This window comes from Paraperlucidibaca baekdonensis (assembly GCF_003387535.1).
GTDB lineage: Bacteria > Pseudomonadota > Gammaproteobacteria > Pseudomonadales > Moraxellaceae > Perlucidibaca > Perlucidibaca baekdonensis.
This window is the reverse complement of the sequence record NZ_QUNR01000003.1, coordinates 416,900-437,711: the sequence shown is the minus strand read 5'-3', so window position 1 is coordinate 437,711 and position 20,812 is coordinate 416,900. Positions and strand designations below refer to the sequence as shown.

Below are 20,812 nucleotides of genomic sequence, written 5' to 3'. Positions count from 1 at the left end.
AGGCATTGACGCGAAAAATCACGCAGTATTGTGCTAATAAGCGCGCAGTATACACAGACGCTGCAAGACCCGACTGCGCCCGAGGCAGGCCCATGACCGATAACAATAACTCCAGCACGCATTTCGACGACGCCGACCACACCGACACGCCGCCTCGGCTCATTACCGAGCTCAGCTTGGGCGTGGTGGAAAGCCTGCTGAATGCCTGCATTGAGCACGATGACACCACGCGACGCCAGGTGCTATCGCGCGAGGGCCTGGTGGTGCGCGTAAAAACCAGTGACCCGGCACTTACTGCTTACCTCCTATTCACCGCGCAAGGCATTGAGGTCAGCAGCCGTAGCCCCGGTCGTGCCAGCGTGCGCATTAATGCCTCACTGCTATCGTTGTTGGGCGTGCTCACTGGCCAACAACGCCTCGATAACCCCGGGCGTATTCGGCTTTGGGGCGACAGCGACGCGGTGAACTGGCTGGTAGAGCTGCTGCAAGAGGCCAATGTGCGCTCGTTGTTTACACGCTGGTTGCGCGAGCACCTCAACATCCAAGAGCTCTGGCAAAAGATTCGCCGCCACGACCCGAGCTGGATCAGCGACCTCATGCCCATGCCCGGCATGTTGCGTGAAGCATTGAGTGAAATTCGTGATTTGAAGCAGGCGCTTGCCGCGCAAGAAGCCGCGTGGGCGGCGCGTGAGGCGGCGTGGGCCAAGCAAAAACGTTGGGATATGCTGAGCGTCGCCGTGGTCTTGCTGGCCTTACTCGCCACCTTGCTGCCTGGCGACACGCTGGGTGCGCGACTAGCCGGCTTGGGGCATAGCGAGCTGATGGCCATCGCGCTAGGTATTGCCTTGGTGTGTAGTCGCGCGTGGCGGCGCTAAACGACTCGCTCAGTCGCTGGCCACTTTGCGGCGCTTAAGCCAGGTTTTCATGCTTTCGTTAATCAATTCGCCACCGGAGCGCGCCGCCTTCCAAGTGGACTCGCGCAAATCTTCGTCTTGTCGCGTCTCCGCCAAGCTTTCGATCATCGCGCGTTTGACACGGATCTCCACCGTGCGCGCTAATGACTCATGCAGCGCGTCAATCTCACGCGACCAAATTGACTGTCCCTGATTCAGCAGCCACCAGCGCGCCACTCCTAATGTCAGCGCACTCGACGCAAGCGCAGTGATTATCATCGCCAACCAAATCATCTCGTATCCTTAGTGTTCACCTGTTAGGCGGGCAATAAACTGGCGCAAATCGCTGCTAACTTCAACCGCTTCGGGCTGATACTTGCCCGCTGCTTGCCCCAAGCCCGGCGCAATAATCTCGATCGACAACACCCGCACCTCGGCCAAATCGTAGGCATCACCGGTGGTCAGCGTGCCCTCAGCGATCCACGCATACAGGCTCGCAATTAACGGCATGTGGCTAACCACCACCAAATCCTCAATACCCTCGCCGGCTAATAACGACAGCGCTTGCTCGGCACGCAATGGGTCGCTTTCAGGCGCCAATGAGGGCTCGCACTGCACCGTGTCTAGCCCCAAGGCCTGACTCATTACCGAGGCCGTGTGTTGTGCGCGCAGCAAGGGGCTCGCCACCACACAAGCCGGCCCAGTGATTTGTCGGCACAGCCAATCCGCCACATCTTGTGCTTGCGCCCAACCCCGCTCGGTCAGCGGGCGTTCTTCGTCGCGCTCGGCATCCAGCGATGCCTCTGCGTGACGCACTAAATACAAACGCATGGCTTATTCCTCACCGGGCTTGGGCAGGACAAACTCCACATCACTACTTTGGCTGGCGAGCATCATGGCCAGCACCACGTCATAGAGACTTTTACCGTTGTAAATCACATCATATAAGCCGTTGACCAGCGGCATCCGGATGCCCATGGCATCGGCTTTGTGCTTCACCGTGTGAATGGTATTGATGCCCTCGGCCGTTTGTTCCAAATCCTCAACAATTTCTTCCAAGCTCTGACCCGAGCCAATCGCAAAGCCGACTTGGTAGTTCCGGCTCAATGACGACGAGCACGTGGCGAGCAAATCACCGACCCCAGCCAAGCCCAAAAAAGTCAGCGGATTAGCACCCAGGTGCACAGCAAATCGGCTCATCTCGGCCAGCGAGCGTGTCAGCAGCATGGCTCGCGTGTTTTCGCCGAGCTTATGCGCTGCCGCAATACCCGAGGCCACCGCATAAATATTTTTCAGCGCGCCGCTGAGCTCCACGCCATAGACATCGGTATTGGCAAAGACGCGAAAAAAAGTGCATGACAACGTTTCATGCACAGCATCGCGTAGCGACTCATCGGCACTCGCCACCACAGTGCCGGCAATTTGCTTGGCCATAATCTCTTTGGCAAGGTTTGGCCCGCTAATCACGCCAATGCGCTCTAAACCCGAGGCCTCACGCAAGATCTCACTCATCAGCGCAAAGCTATCTTTTTCCACGCCTTTGGTGGTGCTCACCAACATATGATCGGGCCGAAATGCCGGCTTGGCGGCAGTCACCACGGCGCGAAATGCCTTACTGGGAATCGACACAAAAATCAGATCGGCAGCAGCCACAGTGGCCAATAAATCGTCGCTAAACTTAAGCTCTGGAGACAACGCAAAGCCCGGCAAATACCGCGTGTTTTCATGGCTGGCGCGCATATCGGCAAGCTGCTCGGGGTCACGCAACCAAAGCGTGGTGGCATGGCCATTGCTGGCGGCTAAGTTCGCGATAACGGTACCAAAGCTACCGCCACCTAACACAGCGACTCGAAGCGTCGACATAAAAAATCCTCAACAAGCGCCCGTGAAGAAAAGCACTGTACATAAAAAAAGGGCATGAGGAGTATACCCATGCCCTTTTTGCAAAAACCGAATTCTGTCGGACGATCCGTCAGAATCTCTGAGCTTAAGCGTTTAGCAAGCGCTGCACGCGGCGCACATAAGCGGCGGGATCATCGAGCTGAGCGCCCTCAGCCAATGCCGCTTGATCTAAGAGAACAAGCGCTAAGTCGCTGAAGCGCGCGCTATCGGCCTCTTCAGCCAAACGGTTAATGAGCTTATGACCGGGGTTAATTTCTAAAATTGGCTTCACCTCGGGCATTTTTTGCCCCGCCGCCTCCATCAACTGGCGCATTTGGAAGCCGGGATCGAATGAATCGAGCACCAAACACGTGGGCGACTCGCTCAGACGCGTGGTGGTACGCACGCTTTTCACACGCTCGCTCAAGGCTTTTTGCAGACGCTCAACCAGCGCTTCGGCTTGTTTGGTATCGGCCTCGCTGACTTCGGGCTCATTGCCTTCGCCGGCAATAGCACTGAGATCGACCTCGCCCTTGCCAATATGCTGGAACTTCTTGCCGTCGAACTCGGTGAGATGGCTCATCATCCATTCATCAATACGATCGGTGAGCAACAACACTTCCACGCCTTTTTTGCGGAATAGCTCCAAATGTGGGCTGTTGGCGGCGGTCACATAATTTTCGGCGGTGACGTAGTAAATCGTGTCTTGGCCCTCTTTCATGCGGCCAATGTAATCGGCTAATGACACCTCGGCCTTGCCCTCGCCTGTGGTGCTCGACGCAAAGCGCAGCAGGCCGGCAATTTTGTCTTTGTTGGCAAAATCTTCCGCCAAGCCTTCTTTCAACACTTGGCCAAAGGCGGCGTAGAAAGTCGCGTATTTTTCCGGGTCGCCTGCGAGCTTGCTGAGCATATCGAGGCTGCGCTTGGTGAGCGCGGCTTTCATCGAATCAATAATATCGGATGATTGCAGCAGCTCACGCGAGACATTCAATGGCAGGTCGTTGGAATCGACGATGCCTTTAATGAAGCGTAGATAGAGCGGCAAAAACTGCTCGGCATCATCGCGGATAAACACGCGTTGCACATAGAGCTTGAGGCCGCGCGCGCCATCGCGCTGATACAAATCAAACGGCGCACGACCGGGCACAAACAGCAATGAGGTGTATTCGAGCTTGCCTTCGACCTTGTTGTGGCTCCAGCTCAGTGGATTCTCGTAGTCGTGGCCCACGTGTTTGTAAAAGGCCTGATAATCCTCGTCGCTAACTTCGGTGCGCGGGCGAGTCCACAAGGCTTTCGCCTGATTCACCACTTCCCAGCTATCGGCCTCGTCATCTTTCTCGGCTTTTTGCAGCAGGTGCACGGGCAGCGCAATGTGCTCGGCGTATTTGTTGATGATGCTGCGCACACGGAACGCTTCGGCAAACTCTTGCGCCGACTCGCGCAAATGCAAGGTGATGCTGGTGCCACGCTCGGCCTGCTCAATGGACTCCACGGTAAACTCGCCGGTGCCCTCAGACTCCCAGCGCACCGCTTCATGGCTGGCGGCATCGGCACGACGCGTGGTCAATACCACGCGCTCCGCCGCCACAAACGCCGAGTAAAAGCCCACACCAAACTGCCCAATGAGCTGGCTGTCTTTTTTCTCATCGCCGCTTAAGTTTTTCATGAACTCGCTGGTGCCCGAGCGCGCAATAGTGCCGAGGTTGGCCACCACTTCATCGCGGCTCATGCCAATGCCGTTATCGCGCAGCGTCAGCGTTTTGGCCTCAGGATCGACACTGATCCAAATGCCCAGCTCGCTGTCATCGCCCAGTAACTCAGGCTTGGAGAGTGCTTCAAAGCGCAGTTTATCGGCGGCATCGGAGGCGTTAGAGACCAACTCGCGGAGGAAAATTTCCGGATTGGAATACATCGAGTGGATCATCAAATGCAGCAGTTTCGAGACTTCGGCCTCAAAGCCACGGGTTTCTTTTTTATCAGCGGCGGGTTTATCGGTGGCGGCAGTCATGGCAGCTCCTGGTTTAGGTGAGCGCTTTGTGGCGGGGCCATTACAAAGCACAGAGAATAGTTGCGCGCTCATGCACGTGAGCGATTGCTTTAGATATAAGGTCGATTACGAAAATCTCAAGGGCAGATAAAAAGAAGCTAAACCGTGGACAAAAAACACCGCTGCCGTTTGTCTAGAAATCAAACAAGCGTCTTGTTTTGTGCATGAACAATCGGGGTACACTCCATGGCGTCGCTGGTTGCTTGACCAGCAGGCATGTTCTCAATGATTGAGGGGTATGACATGAAAAAATTACTCGCCGTGGCCTTAATGGCCGGCATGGGCTCGATGAGCACCGTCGCTTCCGCTGACCAAGATGTTGGTTGTGGTGTGGGTACGATTCTGTGGGCAGGCCAATCAGGCTTAATTCCTAAAGTCCTCGCCGCTACAACGAACGGCACGTTTGGTAACCAAACCTTTGGTATTTCCACTGGCACATTAGGCTGCCAACAAAGTGGCGTGATCACCTCACGCGTGCGCTTAACCATGTACACCGGCTCCAACATTGAAAAACTCGCTCGCGATATGTCGGTTGGCGAAGGCGAAAGCCTCAATGTGCTCGCCGACTTGATGGGCGTGCCAGCCACCGATAAACCGGCGTTTTTCCAAGCCACACGCACGCACTTCGGCACTATTTTCGCGCCAGAAAATGTCACCGCCGGCCAAGTCCTCGATGCCCTCAATGGCGTCATGGCAGCCGACAGCACCTTAGCAGGCTACGTGAAAGCGTGAGTCTCGCTAGCGTCATGAGAACCCTGCTTCGGCGGGGTTCTTTTATTTCGGGGCTGATGCTTTGCCTGTTGCCCGCCGCGCAGGCGCAACACCACCGTGTAAGCCCCCTCCCCAGCCTAGAAGCGCTAGCCAGCACACCCTATTGGCAACGCTTATTGCGCGATGCATCACCGCAATCGGCAGACTACGCAAGCCCGGTCACCCTCAATGGCTTTTTTCTCAGCCCAACAGGCGCCGAAGATGCGCTCGCCGAGCTTCGCGCCACGCTCACGGCACTCGCCAACGAACCTGATGCCAGTTGCCGCTACCCCGGTCGCCACGCCTGGCTGAGCCAACAGCGCCCCGACCTCGCGGCCCACTGGCCAAGGCCTGACTGCGCCGAGCTCAACACCTGGCTCAAGGGTCTCGATGCCTCGCAAGCCACCCTCGTATTTGCCAGCGACTACTTAAATAATCCGTCATCGATGTTTGGCCACACGCTGCTGCGCATCGATGCCGCCAGTCAACATGACGACACTCGCTTGCTGTCTTACGCCATCAATTATTCCGCGCAAACCAACACCAGCAATGGCTTAGAGTTCGCCGTAAAAGGCCTTACCGGCGGCTATCCCGGCGCGTATTCTTTGCTGCCGTATTATGAAAAAGTGAAGGAATACAACGACTGGGAAAGCCGCGACTTATGGGAGTACGAGCTCGCCCTCACGCCGGCCGAAGTCCGGCAAATGCTCTTGGTATTTTGGGATTGGCGCGGCATAACCTCGCCGTATTATTTTCTCAGTCGCAATTGCAGCTATGAGCTGCTCGGGCTTATCGAGATGGCCCGCGACGGGCTCGATCTGCAATCGCAGTTTCCAGTCGCCGCCATCCCCACCGATACCGTGCGCGCCGTACTCGCCACCGATGGCCTGCTCAAGCGCGTGACGTGGCGCGCGGCGAGCGGCACGCAACTACGCGCCAGCCTAGCGCGCAACGACGCCATGACCAATGCTGCCGCCGCCAAGCTCAGCCACAACGCTACGAGCGCTACAAACGCCACGCAGGCGCTCACGCCGCTGCAACGCGCCCGCGCGCTTGAAGTGGCCTATGACGACTTATACGCCCGCCATGTGAACCGCAAAGCCACAGCAGACGCCCCCGCGCAGCTACGCCAACTACTCACCGCCCGTGCGGTCATCGACGTGCCGCCTCAGCGCGTCACGCCACAACGCCCACACCATGACCCCAGTCAAGGTCATGGCACCGCGCGCATCAGCGTCGGTGGCGGCTATGACCATCAAACCTTCACCACCCTAGCTATTCGTCCGGCCTACCACGACTGGCTCGACAGCACCGTGGGCTATCGCGCCGGCGCGCGCATCGACTTTTTAACCGGCCAACTGCGTGCCGACCGCGACGGCCTCAGCATCGAACAGCTCACGGTGGTCGGCATCGACTCGCTTGCGCCCATCAACGCACTCAGCACGCCGCTATCGTGGTCGGTGCGCCTGGGGCTCGATCGCCGCTTAAGCGATGAGGCCGGCCCAACGCGACATTCGGCAACCACGCTCGAAGGGGGCGGTGGTATCAGCGTGGCGTTAGGCAAAACCCTCTGCTTTAGCCAATCGCACAGTCATTTGCAAGGTGGCGCAGCACTTAGCGATGGCTGGGAGGCCGCCACCGGCGTGCGCGCCGGCTGCACCGGCAGTTACGCAAGTCAAGGAGCGGCTAATTGGCGCTGGCTGGTCGAGACCCGCTCGCTCTATGCACTACCCGCAGCGCGCCTGGATCACGAACTGCGAAGCGCCGTGCAATGGAATGTTGCCGCCAATCAGGCCATCTCAGTCGGCCTAAATCGCGAATGGCGAGCCAATGCCTTGACCACGTTTAGCCTGCAATGGCATCAGTATTTTTGATTCGCTGTCAAATCGGCTACCATACTGCCCAGCCAAATGGCCTCACACACCCCATAACCCCATAGGTTTTTTATGCAAATTGCTCAAGACAGCGTCGCCCTCATCGACTACAAACTCACCAATGATGCCGGCGATGTTATCGATAGCTCAGAAGGCGGCGCACCACTGGCCTACCTGCACGGCCACAGCAACATCATTCCGGGCTTAGAAAAAGCCTTAGTTGGCAAAGTCGTTGGCGACAGCTTAAAAGTCATCGTTGAGCCAGCTGAAGGCTATGGCGAAGTGAACCCCAGCCTGCTCGAAACCGTGCCGCGCAACTTGTTCCAAGGCGTCGATAACATTGAAGTGGGCATGCAATTCCAAGCGCAAACCGCGCAAGGCACGCAAGTCATCACCGTGAAAGCAGTCGATGGCGAAGAAGTCACCGTCGATGGCAACCACCCGTTGGCCGGCCAAACATTGCATTTTGATGTGACCGTGACCGAAGTGCGCGAAGCCTCCGCCGAAGAGCTAGAGCACGGCCACGTGCATGGCGTTGGTGGTCATCAGCACTAAGCTTATTAGCTTTAAATGCTTAAAAAAACGCCCCGATTTCGGGGCGTTTTTATTTCTATTGATACCCGCAAATAACGCTAATACTGCAAATCAAAAGCACTAATCTCCTGCACCACGCGCGCGGTCTGCGTGTGGTGCGGGGCATGCCCCGTGTGCGGCAATAACACGACTTTCGCCTGCTTAATCACCGGCACCACGCGGCGGCCGTGATTCCAAAACGGCACCAAGATGTCATCTTCTCCGTGAATAATCAGCAGCGGCAACGTCACCTCGTCGTAACGCGGACTCAGCAATTGCATATATTCATTGAGCTGATTCATATCGCGCACATTGCGCTGAAAGGTCGCTGGACGCAGCGCCAAGGCCACGGCAGCTCGATCTAAATGCCCCTCAGGCATGGCATCGGGGGTGAATACTTCCTGCACATTATTGGCCAAAACCAATGAGCCCAGCGGGTACACCATGGTCCACGCAAACAACGGCCCAATGACGGGCTTATCGCCAATTTCATAGGTCCAATTCAACGGTCCAGCCCAATGCCCCGCCACGCCACTGAGCATCACGCCACCGCGAATGCGCTCAGGAAAATGCACCATGGCCGCCATAACCACTGAGCCGGCCCACGAATGCCCCAAAACCACTGGCTTTTCTACGCCGAGTTGCGCCGCGGCCTTAAGTAACAAGTCGGCCACTTGGGTTGGGTCAAACCAACCGTCACCCGGTGGCGCATCGCTATAACCATAGCCGGGTCGATCAAAGGCAATAACACGATGCGTTTTCGCTAGCTCCGGCAAGATGCTGCTGGTGAACTCCTGCAAGTTCGAGCTCGCGCCATGCACCAGCACCAAGCCTGGGCCATCGCCCGCCATTACATAGTGGAGCGTGATGCCATCGACCGTGATGAACTGCCCAACCGGCGGATGCTCACGCTCAACCCACCATTGGCCAATGCCGGTCCACACCAACAAACCCACCAATAGAGCAGCCAACACCGCAATAAAGCCCGAAAAAATAGACATGCATTTGCTCAACAGCACAGAAGATACAGTTTAGTCACTCAGCGTTGGGAATTATTACACAGCCACAAAAAAGCCCGCTTACGCAAAACCTAAGCGGGCTTTTAGCATCACCGCATGACTTATTTCCAGCCAGTCAGCTCAGCAATGGCCGCACCCAGCATGGCGGGGTTCGACACGGTTTTTACGCCAGCGGCTTGCAGCGCAGCGAATTTTTCATCGGCTGTGCCTTTACCACCGGAGATGATGGCGCCAGCATGGCCCATGCGCTTGCCTGGCGGTGCAGTCACACCGGCAATGTACGAGGCCACGGGCTTGGTCACATTGGCCTTGATGTACTCAGCGGCTTCTTCTTCAGCCGAACCACCAATCTCACCAACCATGATGATGGCTTCGGTTTGCGGGTCGTTTTGGAAGAGCTCCAGCGCATCAATAAACGTCATGCCGGGGATGGGGTCACCGCCAATGCCGATGCAAGTCGACTGGCCAAAGCCTAGGTCGGTGGTCTGCTTCACGGCTTCGTAGGTCAAGGTGCCGGAGCGCGACACAATGCCAACTTTACCGGGCAAATGAATGTGGCCGGGCATGATGCCGATTTTGCATTCGCCAGGCGTGATGATGCCGGGGCAGTTTGGCCCAATCAAACGCACACCGCCTTTACGCACGATGTACTCTTTAACAAACAACATATCGATGGTCGGCACGCCTTCGGTAATACACACCACCAACTCAATGCCAGCATCCACGGCTTCTAAAATCGAGTCTTTGGCAAACGCGGCGGGCACATAGATCACCGAGGCGGTGGCGCCGGTTTTTTCCACGGCTTCGCGCACGGTATCAAATACAGGCAGGCCCAAATGCGTGGTGCCGCCTTTGCCGGGCGTCACGCCACCGACCATTTGCGTACCGTAAGCAATGGACTGCTCGCTGTGCATGCTGCCTTGCGAGCCAGTAAAGCCTTGGCAGATGACTTTCGTATCTTTGTTAATCAGAACACTCATGTTCAGGCTCCCACAGCTTTAACAACGAGCTCGCCTGCTTCATTGAGCGAGGCGGCTGGAATGATATTGAGTCCGCTCTCACGCAGTTTTTGCGCGCCGAGGTCGGCATTGTTGCCTTCCAAACGAACCACCACCGGCACTTTCACGCCGACTTCTTTCACTGCGCCAATGATGCCTTCAGCAATCATGTCGCAACGCACAATACCGCCGAAAATATTGACCAAAACGGCCGCTACGGAATCATCCGACAGGATGATTTTAAACGCTTCAGTGACGCGCTCTTTGGTCGCACCGCCGCCGACATCGAGGAAGTTCGCGGGTTGGCCGCCTTTGAGCTTAATCAAATCCATGGTCGCCATGGCCAAGCCAGCGCCATTGACCATGCAGCCAATGTTGCCTTCGAGGGCCACGTAGTTTAGTTCCCACTCCGCGGCACGACGCTCACGCTCGTCATCTTGCGATGGGTCGTACATGGCTTTGAGTTTGGGGTGACGGCCCAGGGCATTGGAGTCGATGACGATTTTCGCATCGAGGCAATGCAGGTTGCCTTCACTGGTGATGACCAATGGATTAATTTCCAGCAGCGCCAGATCTAGGTCGGTAAACATTTTGCCTAAGCCCATGAAAATCTTCACGAACTGTTTCACCTGATTGCTGTCTAGGCCGAGCTGATACGCCAGCTCGCGGCCTTGGAAAGCTTGCGGGCCAACCAATGGATCAATGGCAGCGGTCAAAATTTTCTCGGGTGTCTCGTGCGCGATTTTCTCGATGTCCACACCGCCTTCGGTGGAGGCCATGAAGACAATGCGGCGCGTGGCGCGATCGACAACGGCACCTAGGTACAGCTCTTTATCGATGTCGGTGCAGTTTTCCACCAAAATCTTCGAGACCGGCTGGCCTTTCGCATCTGTTTGGTAAGTCACTAAGCGCGTGCCGAGCTTTTCGCGGGCAAAGGCTTCCACTTCGTCTAAGGTTTTCACCAGTTTCACGCCACCGGCTTTACCGCGACCGCCAGCATGAACCTGGGCTTTAACCACCCAAACATCGCCACCAATACGCTCAGCCGCGGCGCGTGCTTCTTCCGGTGTGGAGGCTGCGAAGCCTTTGGATACCGGCAGACCATAGTCGGCAAACAGTTGCTTGCCTTGATACTCGTGCAGATTCATCGTGAGATCACCACTCGTTGTGTTTAACCTAGCAGCGCTAGGCTTTTGCCCACCAAGCCTCTGGCGGAAATGAACCGGGGCCACATAAGGCCCCGATAAGTCTAATTACTTGCGTTTTCGTTGGATGGCGTGAATGGCGCGGCCATCGACCGACAGCGCAGCTTCATGCACCACTTCCGATAAAGTCGGGTGCGCGAAGCACATGAGCTGCAAATCTTCCACACTGGAACCAAACTCCATGGCGATTAAGCCTTGGTGAATCATGTCGCCAGCGCCTGGGCCAATGATGTGCATGCCCAGTAGACGGTCGGTTTTCGCACAGGCAACGAACTTCACGAAACCGGCGTTGTCATCGGCGGCGAGCGCACGGCCATTGACCGCAAAGGCAAACTGCCCGGCTTTCACTTCATAGCCTTCGGATTTAGCACGCTCTTCGGTGAGCCCCACCCACGCCACTTCGGGGTGCGTGTAGATCACCGAGATCACCAAGTCATAATTAAATTGCGCATGATGTCCGGCGATCAGCTCAGCGGCCATCACACCCTCTTCCATGGCTTTATGCGCAAGCATGGGGCCACGCACCAAGTCACCAATGGCGTAGACGCCGGGTACTGAGGCGCGGCAATGATCGTCGACATGGACAAAGCCGCGCTCATCGAGCGTAATGCCGGAGTCGGCGCTGACCAGGCCCGTGGTCACTGGGCGACGGCCCACGGCGACAATGAGCTTGTCGAAGACTTCAGAGTGCTCACCGTTGTCGTCAGTAAAGGTCACGGTCACTTGCTGATCGTTGACTTCTGTGCCGGTCACTCGCGCGCCCAAGCGGATGTTGAGGCCCTGCTTGGTGAAGATTTTTTTCGCCTCTTTCGAGATGGCTTTGTCGGCAATGGTGAGAAAGTCATTCATGGCTTCCAACACCACCACTTCAGCACCTAAGCGCGACCACACCGAACCTAACTCCAAGCCAATGACACCGCCGCCAATGACGCCGAGCCGCTTAGGCACTTCGGTAAATTCGAGCGCGCCGGTGGAATCCACGACAATGTCATCGACCAAGGGCGCGGCGTTGATTTCAATCGGCTTCGAACCAGAGGCCAAAATCACGTGTTCGGCTTCAATGATCTCAGCCTCGCCCTCATGCGGCGTGAACTCTACGCGCTTGCCTGCGAGCAGCTGCCCACTGCCTTGCAACCACGTAATGCCATTGCCTTTGAGCAGGCCGGCAATACCGGTGGTGAGCTGATCGACGACCTTATCTTTGCGCGCCAACATGTCGGGAATATCAATTTTCAAGCCATCGAACTGAATGCCGTGCTTTTCATAGCCGGCCTTTAGGTCGTGATACTTGTGCGAGCTATCAAGCAAAGCTTTCGATGGAATGCAGCCGACATTGAGGCAGGTGCCGCCGAGCGCGGGCTTGCCCTTGTGTAGGCGACGCTCGATACAAATCACCGATAGCCCAAGTTGGGCGGCACGGATGGCGGCTTCATAGCCGCCGGGGCCGCCGCCAATGACGACCACATCTGCGCGTTGACTCATAATTTCTCTCTACCGTTAAGTGAGCCGACGAGTCGGCTCTGTGCATCCGTGGCTTAGATTTCCAGCAATAATCGTGCGGGATCTTCGATTAGTTCTTTCATGGCCACCAAGAAGCTCACGGCCTCTTTGCCATCGATGAGGCGGTGATCATACGACACCGCCAGATACATCATCGGCAAAATCACCACTTGGCCATTCACGGCCATGGGTCGATCTTGAATTTTGTGCATGCCCAAGATGGCGGTTTGTGGCGGGTTCAAGATCGGCGTGGAGAGCAGTGAACCAAACACACCACCGTTGGAAATGGTGAAAGTGCCGCCGGTCATATCATCGATCGACAATTTGCCATCGCGGGCTTTTTTACCCAGCTCCATGATGGTTTTTTCAACTTCCGCCAAGCTCATGTATTCGGCATTACGCAGTACCGGCACCACCAAACCACGATCCGACGACACGGCCACGCCAATGTCGTTGTAGCCGTGATAGACAATGTCATTGCCGTCGATAGAGGCATTCACAGCGGGGAAGCGCTTCAAGGCTTCAACCGCGGCTTTCACGAAGAACGACATAAAGCCCAAGCGTACGCCATGGACTTTCTCGAACTTGTCTACGTATTGCTTACGCAGGTCCATGATGGGCTTCATGTTGACTTCGTTGAAGGTCGTCAACATGGCGGTGGACTGCTTAGCTTCAAGCAGACGCTCGGCGACTTTCGCACGTAGGCGGGTCATGGGTACGCGTTTTTCAACGCGCTCACCCACGGCCATGGCCACAGGAGAGCTAGCGGCAGGTGCCGGCGCGGCACTGGCGGCTGGCTTGGCATTTTGCACATCAGACTTGGTTACACGACCACCTTTGCCGGTGCCTTCCACACTGTCTAACGACACGCCGCTTTCAGCGGCCGCTTTGCGCGCGGCAGGGCCAGCTGAGCCTGTGGACTTCTCGGCTTTGGCATCTGCAGCTTTCGTGTTTGAACCTTTGGACTCAGCGGCTTTAGCGTCGGATGCTTTACTGTCTTTTGCATCACTTGCGCCACCTGCTGCGCCTTCGGTGAAGTGAGCCAACACCTCTTGCGACAACACCGTATCGCCTTCTTCTTTGAGGATTTCGCTCAAGCTGCCATCGGCAGGTGCAACGACTTCGAGCACGACTTTATCGGTCTCAATATCGACAATGAGCTCGTCACGTTTGACGGCCTCACCAGGCTTTTTGTGCCAGGTGGCCACCGTGCCATCAGCAACTGATTCGGGGAACACCGGGGCTTTAATTTCCACACTCATGGGTTTTTTCCTTATGACTCGGCGGTTAATTAGACGGTTTTGCCGCCCAGGGCATCAGCGACTAAGGCCGATTGTTCTTTTGTGTGCAAATACATGGAACCACAGGCTGGTGCCGCCGAAAGCGGACGACCCGCATAACGAATGGTCAACTCGGGCTGCCACTGACGCACCACACGCTCAAGATTGTGTCGCGTGTTATACCAAGCGCCTTGATTCATTGGCTCTTCTTGGCACCACACCACGTCATTGACCTTGCTGTAGGGCTCTAAAATTTCAATCAGACGTTTATCAGGGAATGGATAGAGCTGCTCAACGCGTATCAGCGCAACCTCAGTCAGGCCCAATTCACGGCGCTTTTCAAGCAAGTCGTAGTAGACCTTGCCACCGCAAATCACCACACGCTTAACGTCTTCCGGCACCAGGCTGTCGAGTTCCGGCAGCACGGTTTCAAAGCGGCCATTCTCTAATGCTTCCAATGGCGAGGTGGCCAACTTATGGCGCAGCAAGCTTTTTGGCGACATGACAATCAATGGTTTACGCAATGGCCGCACCACTTGGCGCCGCAGCAAATGGAAAATCTGCGCCGGTGTAGACGGCGTACAAATTTGCATATTGTGCTCAGCGCACAGCTGCAAGAAGCGCTCAAGGCGAGCTGAAGAATGCTCAGGTCCTTGGCCTTCAAAGCCATGGGGCAGCAACATGGTCAAGCCACAGAGGCGCTCCCACTTGGTCTCGCCGCTGGAGATAAACTGGTCGATCACCACTTGCGCGCCATTGGCAAAGTCACCAAATTGCGCTTCCCAAATAATCAGCGCACTGGGCGTGGTGGTGGCGTAACCGTATTCAAACGCTAACACCGCCTCTTCTGAGAGCAGCGAGTCATAGAGCTCAAAGCGACGCGGCATGCTGCTTATGTGCTGAAGCGGCACAAACGGCTCGGCGTCTTTTTGGTTATACATCACCGCATGACGATGCGAGAACGTGCCACGACCAACGTCTTGGCCCGTGATGCGAATCAGGGTTTCGTCATCGAGCAAGGTCGCATAGGCCATGACCTCCGCGGCGCCCCAGTTGAGATCGAGATTACCCGACCACATGCGTTGGCGATCATCGACCACTTTTTGCACTTGGCGCTGCACCACAAAGCCTTCGGGCAACTGACCCATGCGCTTACCTAGCTCAATGAGCTTGGCCATGGGCACGCCAGTATTCCAATCATCGACTACGCTGTGATTTAGGTAAGGCGTCCAATCCACAAATAAGGATTTGTTGGGCTCGGTGACCAGCTGCTTCACCACGCTTTTACCAGCCTCGAGCGCCTTCCGGTAGCGCTCCACTAAGTCATCAGACACGCTGGCTTCGACCACATTTTGTTCGGCCAAGCGCTCGGCATAGAGTGCGCGTGTGGTCGGCAAATTGGTGATCACTTGGTACATTTTTGGCTGCGTGGCAGATGGCTCGTCGGCTTCGTTGTGACCGCGACGGCGGTAGCAGTACATGTCGATGACCACGTCTTTTTGGAACTCCATGCGGAAATCCAAGGCCATTTGCGTGGCGAACAATACGGCTTCGGGATCATCGCCATTGACGTGGAAAATCGGTGGCTGCACCATTTTTGCCACACCGGTGCAGTATTCGGTCGAGCGCGCGTCATCAATACGGCTGGTGGTAAAGCCGACTTGGTTATTAATGACGATGTGAATGGTGCCGCCCGTGCGATAGCCGCGCGTTTGCGACATCTGGAAGGTTTCCATGACCACGCCCTGACCAGCAAACGCGGCATCGCCATGAATGCTAATGGGCATAACCGCACGCCCCACACGATCGCCACGACGATCTTGGCGCGCACGCACCGAGCCTTCAACAACCGGCGAGACGATCTCGAGGTGCGAGGGGTTAAATGCCAGCGCCAAATGCACTTCGCCACCAGGTGTCATCACATTTGATGAATACCCTTGGTGGTATTTAACGTCGCCAGAACCACTTTGGTTAAAGGTCTTACCGGCAAACTCATCAAATAGGTTCGCGGGATTTTTACCGAGAATATTCACTAAGACGTTGAGACGGCCACGGTGGGCCATGCCAATAACAACTTCTTTGGTGCCATAGCTGCCGGCGCGCTGAATGAGCTCGTCGACCATGGGAATAAAGGACTCTGCGCCTTCTAGACCAAAGCGCTTAGCACCGGCAAATTTGGTGCCGAGGTATTTTTCCAAGCCCTCTGCCGCCGTTACCTGCTCAAGCAGATCTTTCTTGGTGTCGGCAGAAAAGCCCGGCTGGCCGCGCTTGCCTTCAATGCGTTGCTGAATCCAGCGCTTTTGCGCGGTATCGACAATGTGCATGTACTCAATGCCAATGCTGCCGCAATAAATGGCATCCATGGCATCGACCATTTCGCGCAAGGTGCACTCTTCTTTGCCAATCGCGAGGTTGCCGGTTTGAAAAACCGTATCCATGTCGGCGAGTGATAAGCCATGCGTGGCAAGGTCTAAATCGGCCACATCCGGGCGCGGCATGAGGCCAAGCGGATCGAGTTTGGCGCGCTGATGGCCGCGATTTCGATAACCCGCAATAAGCTGCAAAACACCGACTTGGCGGCGATCATGGCCACTGCTGACGCTGCCCGTAGGTGCTGGCCGTGAGCGGCTGGAGTTTTTTGCTAGCAATAAAAATTGTTCACGCACGCCCTTGTGGGGCGTATCGATGCTGATGCCATCGACGCGGGGAAGTTTTTCGAAATAACTGCGCCAATCATCTGGCACGTCATTGGGGGCGACAAGGTATTGCTCGTACAGCTCTTCAACATAGGCGGCGTTTTCGGCAGAGAGTTGAGAGGTATTCAACTGCCGTAGCATCTGGCCTTCTTGCATGATGATTTTCCCAAGCGGAGGTGCGCAAGGCGATTGGCACGATGGTTAACCGCCGCCCTCCTTTTGACTGTCACCGTAACGCCCTTTTAAGGCATTACGACCCGCATATAGGCGCTTGTTAAGCGCGGTTTATGCATACACTGCGTGGGGCAGTCTAGCGCGAATACTCAGGGGGTTAAACCTCTACTAAAGTGTGAATTTGTTAAATTCCGACTAAAGGCGAAGACAGCCGATAGAAACAAAAAAGGCCCTAATCAGTGCTGATTAAGACCTTTATTGATGACACCTGAAGCTTAGGAGCCTTCGGTCAGGAGCATATTACGAATATGCCCAATTGCCTTGGTGGGGTTTAAACCTTTCGGACACACACTGACGCAGTTCATGATGCCGCGGCAACGGAACAGCGAAAACGGGTCGTCGAGCTTAGCTAAGCGCTCGGCGGTAGCGTTATCGCGGCTATCGGCGAGAAAGCGCCAGGCTTGCAACAGTGCCGATGGACCGAGGAACTTCTCTGGATTCCACCAAAACGATGGACAGCTGGTGGTGCAGCACGCGCAGAGAATGCACTCGTACAAACCATCAAGCTTGGCACGGTCTTCTGGGGTTTGCAGGCGCTCAATGGCTGGTGTCGCCGTGTCATTAATGACAAACGGCTGCACTTTTTCGTACTGGTTGTAGAACATGGTCATATCGACCACCAAATCACGAACCACAGGCAAGCCCGGCAGTGGCTTAACAATCAGGTGATTGCCGCCTTTGGTGGCTTGTGAAATGGGCACGATGCAGGCCAGGCCATTTTTGCCATTCATGTTGAGGCCGTCGGAACCACAAACGCCCTCACGGCATGAGCGACGATACACCAAGGAATCATCTTGCTCTTTGACCAAGTTGAGCACGTCGAGAACCATCAAATCGCGACCTTGGGTGTCGATCTGATAGTCCTTCATGTACGGTTCGCGATCCGTTTCTGGGTTGTAGCGATAAAGGCTAACTTTTAGCATGATGCACCCCTATTAGTAAGTACGCGCTTTGGGCTGGAAGGTTTTCACCTGCTTCGGCGCAAAGTTCACGGCACGCTTGCTCACCGTTTGTGATTCGGTGTTGAACAAGGAGTGTGCCAACCAGTTTTCGTCATCGCGATCTGGATAATCTTCACGGCTATGCGCACCACGTGACTCGGTACGTGCTTGTGCCGACAGCGCCGTGGCTTGTGCGGTTTCGAGCAAGTTATCGAGCTCTAAGGCCTCTACACGGGCGGTATTGAAGGCATTAGATTTGTCACCCAAATGCGCTTTGCCAATACGCTCGCGCATGGCCGCAACAGCCTCTACGCCAGTGTCCATGTCATCGCCACGACGGAAAATACCGAAGGCTGATTGCATGGTTTTCTGCAGTTCTTTGCGCAGTGCAGGCACAGACTCGCCATTCACTGAGCTATCCCAACGCGCCAAACGCGATTGCGCACGCTCAACATCGGACTCGCTTGGCTGACGCTGATCCATGCCTTGACGCAATGCATCTTCAATGTGCAGACCCGCCGCGCGACCAAACACCACCAAATCGAGTAATGAGTTGCCGCCGAGACGGTTAGCGCCGTGGACCGACACGCAGGCGATCTCACCCACGGCATAGAGACCGGGGATGATCGAGTCTTTGCCAGAGGCATCGGTACTGATGGCCTGACCGTGCACATTGGTGGGGATACCACCCATCATATAATGGCAGGTGGGAATGACCGGAATCGGCTCTTTCACCGGATCGACATGCGCGAAGGTTTGCGCCAATTCGCAAATGCCAGGCAAACGGCTGTGCAGCACGTCTTTGCCGAGGTGATCGAGCTTCAGGAACAGGTATTCGCCATCGGGGCCAGCACCGCGCCCTTCACGAATTTCCAGCGCCATCGAACGAGCTACTACGTCACGCGAGGCGAGATCTTTGGCATTCGGTGCGTAACGCTCCATGAAGCGCTCGCCATCTTTATTGAGCAGATAACCGCCCTCACCACGACAGCCTTCGGTCACCAGCGTACCGGCGCCGGCGATGCCGGTGGGGTGGAACTGCCACATTTCCATATCTTGCAATGGAATGCCGGCGCGCGCGGCCATGCCAACGCCGTCGCCGGTGTTGATGTGGGCGTTGGTGGTCGATGAATAAATACGACCCGCACCACCAGTAGCAAACACCGTGGCTTTCGATTTGAAGAACACCGTCTCACCGGTAGCGATGTCCATAGCGATAACGCCACAAACAGCACCGTCTTGGTTACGCACGATGTCAAGCGCTAACCATTCGATGTAGAACTTGGTGTTGTTTTTCAAGTTTTGCTGATACAGCGTGTGCAGCAACGCATGGCCGGTACGGTCAGCAGCGGCGCATGTACGTGCGGCTTGACCACCTTCACCAAAGTTTTTCGACTGACCACCGAATGGACGCTGGTAAATACGGCCCTCTTCGGTACGCGAAAACGGTAAACCCATGTGCTCAAGCTCAAACACGGCTTGCGGGCCCACCGAGCACATGTATTCGATAGAGTCTTGGTCACCAATAAAGTCGGCACCTTTAACGGTGTCGTACATATGCCAGCGCCAGTCATCATTGGGATCGGCTGATGCAATTGCACAGGTGATGCCGCCCTGCGCCGACACCGTGTGTGAGCGCGTGGGGAATACTTTCGAAATCAAGGCAGTCTTGAAGCCTGATTGAGCCAACTGCAGTGATGCACGCATGCCGGCACCGCCGCCGCCCACGATCACTGCATCAAAATTTACGGTACGCATCTTAGTCATGATTTAGCTGCCCCAAATGATCTGAATGCCCCAGATGATGACCACAAACAACGCGATCGCCATGGCCATTTGCACAATTAAACGCAGCACATCGGCTTTCGGGCCCATCTGCAACGAAGTCATGTAGTCGGTCAGTACCGTCCACATGCCAATCCACGCATGGCCAACAAAAGACAAGAGCGCTAGCAGCGTGAAAATGCGCATGGGCGTTGTCGTCATGAAGCTGTGCCATGTGGCGTAATCAAGGCTAGGATGCGCAATGATCCAAGCAAATAACCAAACCGTGTAGACAGCTAGAATGACAGCACTGACACGCTGTGCCAGCCAATCGGACAAACCCGAACGAGAGAAACTTGTTGCACTTTTCATTAGAACATCACCCATACAAAAACGGCGGCAATGGCAAAGGCAGAGGCCACCAGTGTGGCGGTTGCGAAGGCGCGTCCACCTTCTAATGTTTCAGCAAAACCCCAGTCCATAATCAAATGCTTGATGCCGGCAAGCAGGTGATAGACCAAACCTGCAAGCGCAATAAACAGCACGATTTTCGCAACCAAGCCATTGAGTAGGTCTTTGGTGGCGGCAAAGCTTTCAGGCGAGGCTAACGAGCAGCTCAGCAGCGCGAGCAATCCCGGCACCACAAAAAACAGCAAAATGCCTGATAAGCGATGGAAAATGGAGGCTACGGCCACTGGCGATTTAAGATTAACTTCAATGACAGTAGCCAACGAGAGATTGACCGGTCTGTTATTTTTCACAGAGAGCGTCCTGTTGGTCGAGCCCTAAAGGGCGTGGCAGATGGGTGCAGTTTCCTCTGGCTAAGCGCTTGAAAGGCAAGCTGAATTGCTTAAATTTTGAGCACTTAGCAGATTGGCTCGAAAGTATAATCCCGCACAGATCGTAATACAAACCAGCGTTGGCGCTATTTCACAGACAAAAGTAGAACAGGCACCAACAGCGCATACGACTTCAGTCGAAGAGGTTTACACGACATGGGCTATTTTATTGACAATTTATGCTCGCGGTTTAAGCTACCTGCGCAACCCACACTGGGCTGTCCCCATGATGTCTTCTTTCTTGATGCTTGCGCCCAGCGCGTTGGTTTAATTTGATGACGCTGGTGCAGCCCCCGCTGAGCGCTGAACCCCTCTTCA

18 protein-coding genes are annotated in these 20,812 nt (G+C 55.6%); 4 read left to right on the top strand and 14 right to left on the bottom strand.

The genetic code is table 11. The features are described from left to right. Positions 1 to 92 precede the first annotated feature (92 nt). Positions 93 to 875: an SCP2 sterol-binding domain-containing protein gene (locus DFR26_RS08575; protein ID WP_116208538.1), complete on the top strand. Its 783-nt coding sequence runs from the start codon at positions 93 to 95 to the stop codon at positions 873 to 875. Between the two features lie 9 nt (positions 876 to 884). On the opposite strand, the gene DFR26_RS08570 is transcribed toward DFR26_RS08575, so the two are convergent. The 4 genes from DFR26_RS08570 to htpG all read right to left on the bottom strand — a co-directional run bounded on the left by DFR26_RS08570 (position 885) and on the right by htpG (position 4,782). Next, positions 885 to 1,172, bottom strand: coding sequence for a hypothetical protein (locus DFR26_RS08570; protein ID WP_147300284.1), 288 nt, complete (start codon positions 1,170 to 1,172; stop codon positions 885 to 887). 24 nt (positions 1,173 to 1,196) lie between these two features. After that, positions 1,197 to 1,724 (bottom strand): phosphohistidine phosphatase SixA, encoded by a 528-nt coding sequence (gene sixA / locus DFR26_RS08565; RefSeq protein WP_116208536.1) that lies wholly within the window; start codon positions 1,722 to 1,724, stop codon positions 1,197 to 1,199. Between the two features lie 3 nt (positions 1,725 to 1,727). Next, positions 1,728 to 2,756: an NAD(P)H-dependent glycerol-3-phosphate dehydrogenase gene (locus tag DFR26_RS08560; RefSeq protein ID WP_116208535.1), complete on the bottom strand. Its 1,029-nt coding sequence runs from the start codon at positions 2,754 to 2,756 to the stop codon at positions 1,728 to 1,730. A 124-nt stretch (positions 2,757 to 2,880) separates the two neighbouring features. Then, positions 2,881 to 4,782, bottom strand: coding sequence for a molecular chaperone HtpG (gene htpG / locus DFR26_RS08555; protein WP_116208534.1), 1,902 nt, complete (start codon positions 4,780 to 4,782; stop codon positions 2,881 to 2,883). A 282-nt stretch (positions 4,783 to 5,064) separates the two neighbouring features. Here htpG and DFR26_RS08550 point away from each other — a divergent pair, with 282 nt between their 5' ends. The 3 genes from DFR26_RS08550 (at position 5,065) to DFR26_RS08540 (ending at position 8,000) form a co-directional block, all read left to right on the top strand. Next, positions 5,065 to 5,553 carry a DUF3015 family protein gene (locus DFR26_RS08550; RefSeq protein ID WP_116208533.1) on the top strand — a complete coding sequence of 163 codons (489 nt, stop codon included), beginning with the start codon at positions 5,065 to 5,067 and terminating at the stop codon, positions 5,551 to 5,553. Between the two features lie 14 nt (positions 5,554 to 5,567). Beyond that, the gene (locus DFR26_RS08545; protein ID WP_116208532.1) at positions 5,568 to 7,445 is read left to right on the top strand and encodes an Lnb N-terminal periplasmic domain-containing protein; all 1,878 of its coding nucleotides are present in this window, start codon (positions 5,568 to 5,570) and stop codon (positions 7,443 to 7,445) included. 72 nt (positions 7,446 to 7,517) lie between these two features. Beyond that, on the top strand, positions 7,518 to 8,000 hold the full coding sequence (locus DFR26_RS08540; protein WP_116208531.1) for an FKBP-type peptidyl-prolyl cis-trans isomerase: 483 nt from the start codon (positions 7,518 to 7,520) through the stop codon (positions 7,998 to 8,000). 77 nt (positions 8,001 to 8,077) lie between these two features. Here DFR26_RS08540 and DFR26_RS08535 read toward each other — a convergent pair whose 3' ends face one another. From DFR26_RS08535 to sdhC, 10 genes are all read right to left on the bottom strand, one after another. Then, a complete protein-coding gene (locus DFR26_RS08535; protein ID WP_116208530.1) occupies positions 8,078 to 9,019 on the bottom strand; it encodes an alpha/beta fold hydrolase in 942 nt (313 codons plus the stop codon). A gap of 119 nt (positions 9,020 to 9,138) precedes the next feature. Continuing rightward, positions 9,139 to 10,017, bottom strand: coding sequence for a succinate--CoA ligase subunit alpha (sucD, locus tag DFR26_RS08530; protein ID WP_116208529.1), 879 nt, complete (start codon positions 10,015 to 10,017; stop codon positions 9,139 to 9,141). Positions 10,018 to 10,019: 2 nt separating this feature from the next. Then, entirely contained in the window at positions 10,020 to 11,183 is a 1,164-nt protein-coding gene (sucC, locus tag DFR26_RS08525) for an ADP-forming succinate--CoA ligase subunit beta (RefSeq protein ID WP_116208528.1), read from the bottom strand. 105 nt (positions 11,184 to 11,288) lie between these two features. Beyond that, positions 11,289 to 12,722: a dihydrolipoyl dehydrogenase gene (lpdA, locus tag DFR26_RS08520; RefSeq protein ID WP_116208527.1), complete on the bottom strand. Its 1,434-nt coding sequence runs from the start codon at positions 12,720 to 12,722 to the stop codon at positions 11,289 to 11,291. Between the two features lie 53 nt (positions 12,723 to 12,775). Then, on the bottom strand, positions 12,776 to 14,002 hold the full coding sequence (gene odhB / locus DFR26_RS08515; protein ID WP_116208526.1) for a 2-oxoglutarate dehydrogenase complex dihydrolipoyllysine-residue succinyltransferase: 1,227 nt from the start codon (positions 14,000 to 14,002) through the stop codon (positions 12,776 to 12,778). Between the two features lie 29 nt (positions 14,003 to 14,031). Then, positions 14,032 to 16,872 carry a 2-oxoglutarate dehydrogenase E1 component gene (locus tag DFR26_RS08510; RefSeq protein ID WP_116208525.1) on the bottom strand — a complete coding sequence of 947 codons (2,841 nt, stop codon included), beginning with the start codon at positions 16,870 to 16,872 and terminating at the stop codon, positions 14,032 to 14,034. Positions 16,873 to 17,165: 293 nt separating this feature from the next. Next, the gene (locus DFR26_RS08505) at positions 17,166 to 17,873 is read right to left on the bottom strand and encodes a succinate dehydrogenase iron-sulfur subunit (protein WP_116208524.1); all 708 of its coding nucleotides are present in this window, start codon (positions 17,871 to 17,873) and stop codon (positions 17,166 to 17,168) included. Between the two features lie 12 nt (positions 17,874 to 17,885). Next, entirely contained in the window at positions 17,886 to 19,658 is a 1,773-nt protein-coding gene (gene sdhA / locus DFR26_RS08500; protein WP_116208523.1) for a succinate dehydrogenase flavoprotein subunit, read from the bottom strand. A gap of 3 nt (positions 19,659 to 19,661) precedes the next feature. Next, positions 19,662 to 20,027, bottom strand: a complete 366-nt coding sequence (sdhD, locus tag DFR26_RS08495) for a succinate dehydrogenase, hydrophobic membrane anchor protein (RefSeq protein ID WP_116208522.1) — start codon at positions 20,025 to 20,027, stop codon at positions 19,662 to 19,664. Beyond that, positions 20,027 to 20,416 carry a succinate dehydrogenase, cytochrome b556 subunit gene (gene sdhC / locus DFR26_RS08490; protein ID WP_116208521.1) on the bottom strand — a complete coding sequence of 130 codons (390 nt, stop codon included), beginning with the start codon at positions 20,414 to 20,416 and terminating at the stop codon, positions 20,027 to 20,029. The genes sdhD and sdhC overlap by 1 nt, the downstream gene beginning before the upstream one ends. Between the last annotated feature and the right edge of the window lie 396 nt (positions 20,417 to 20,812).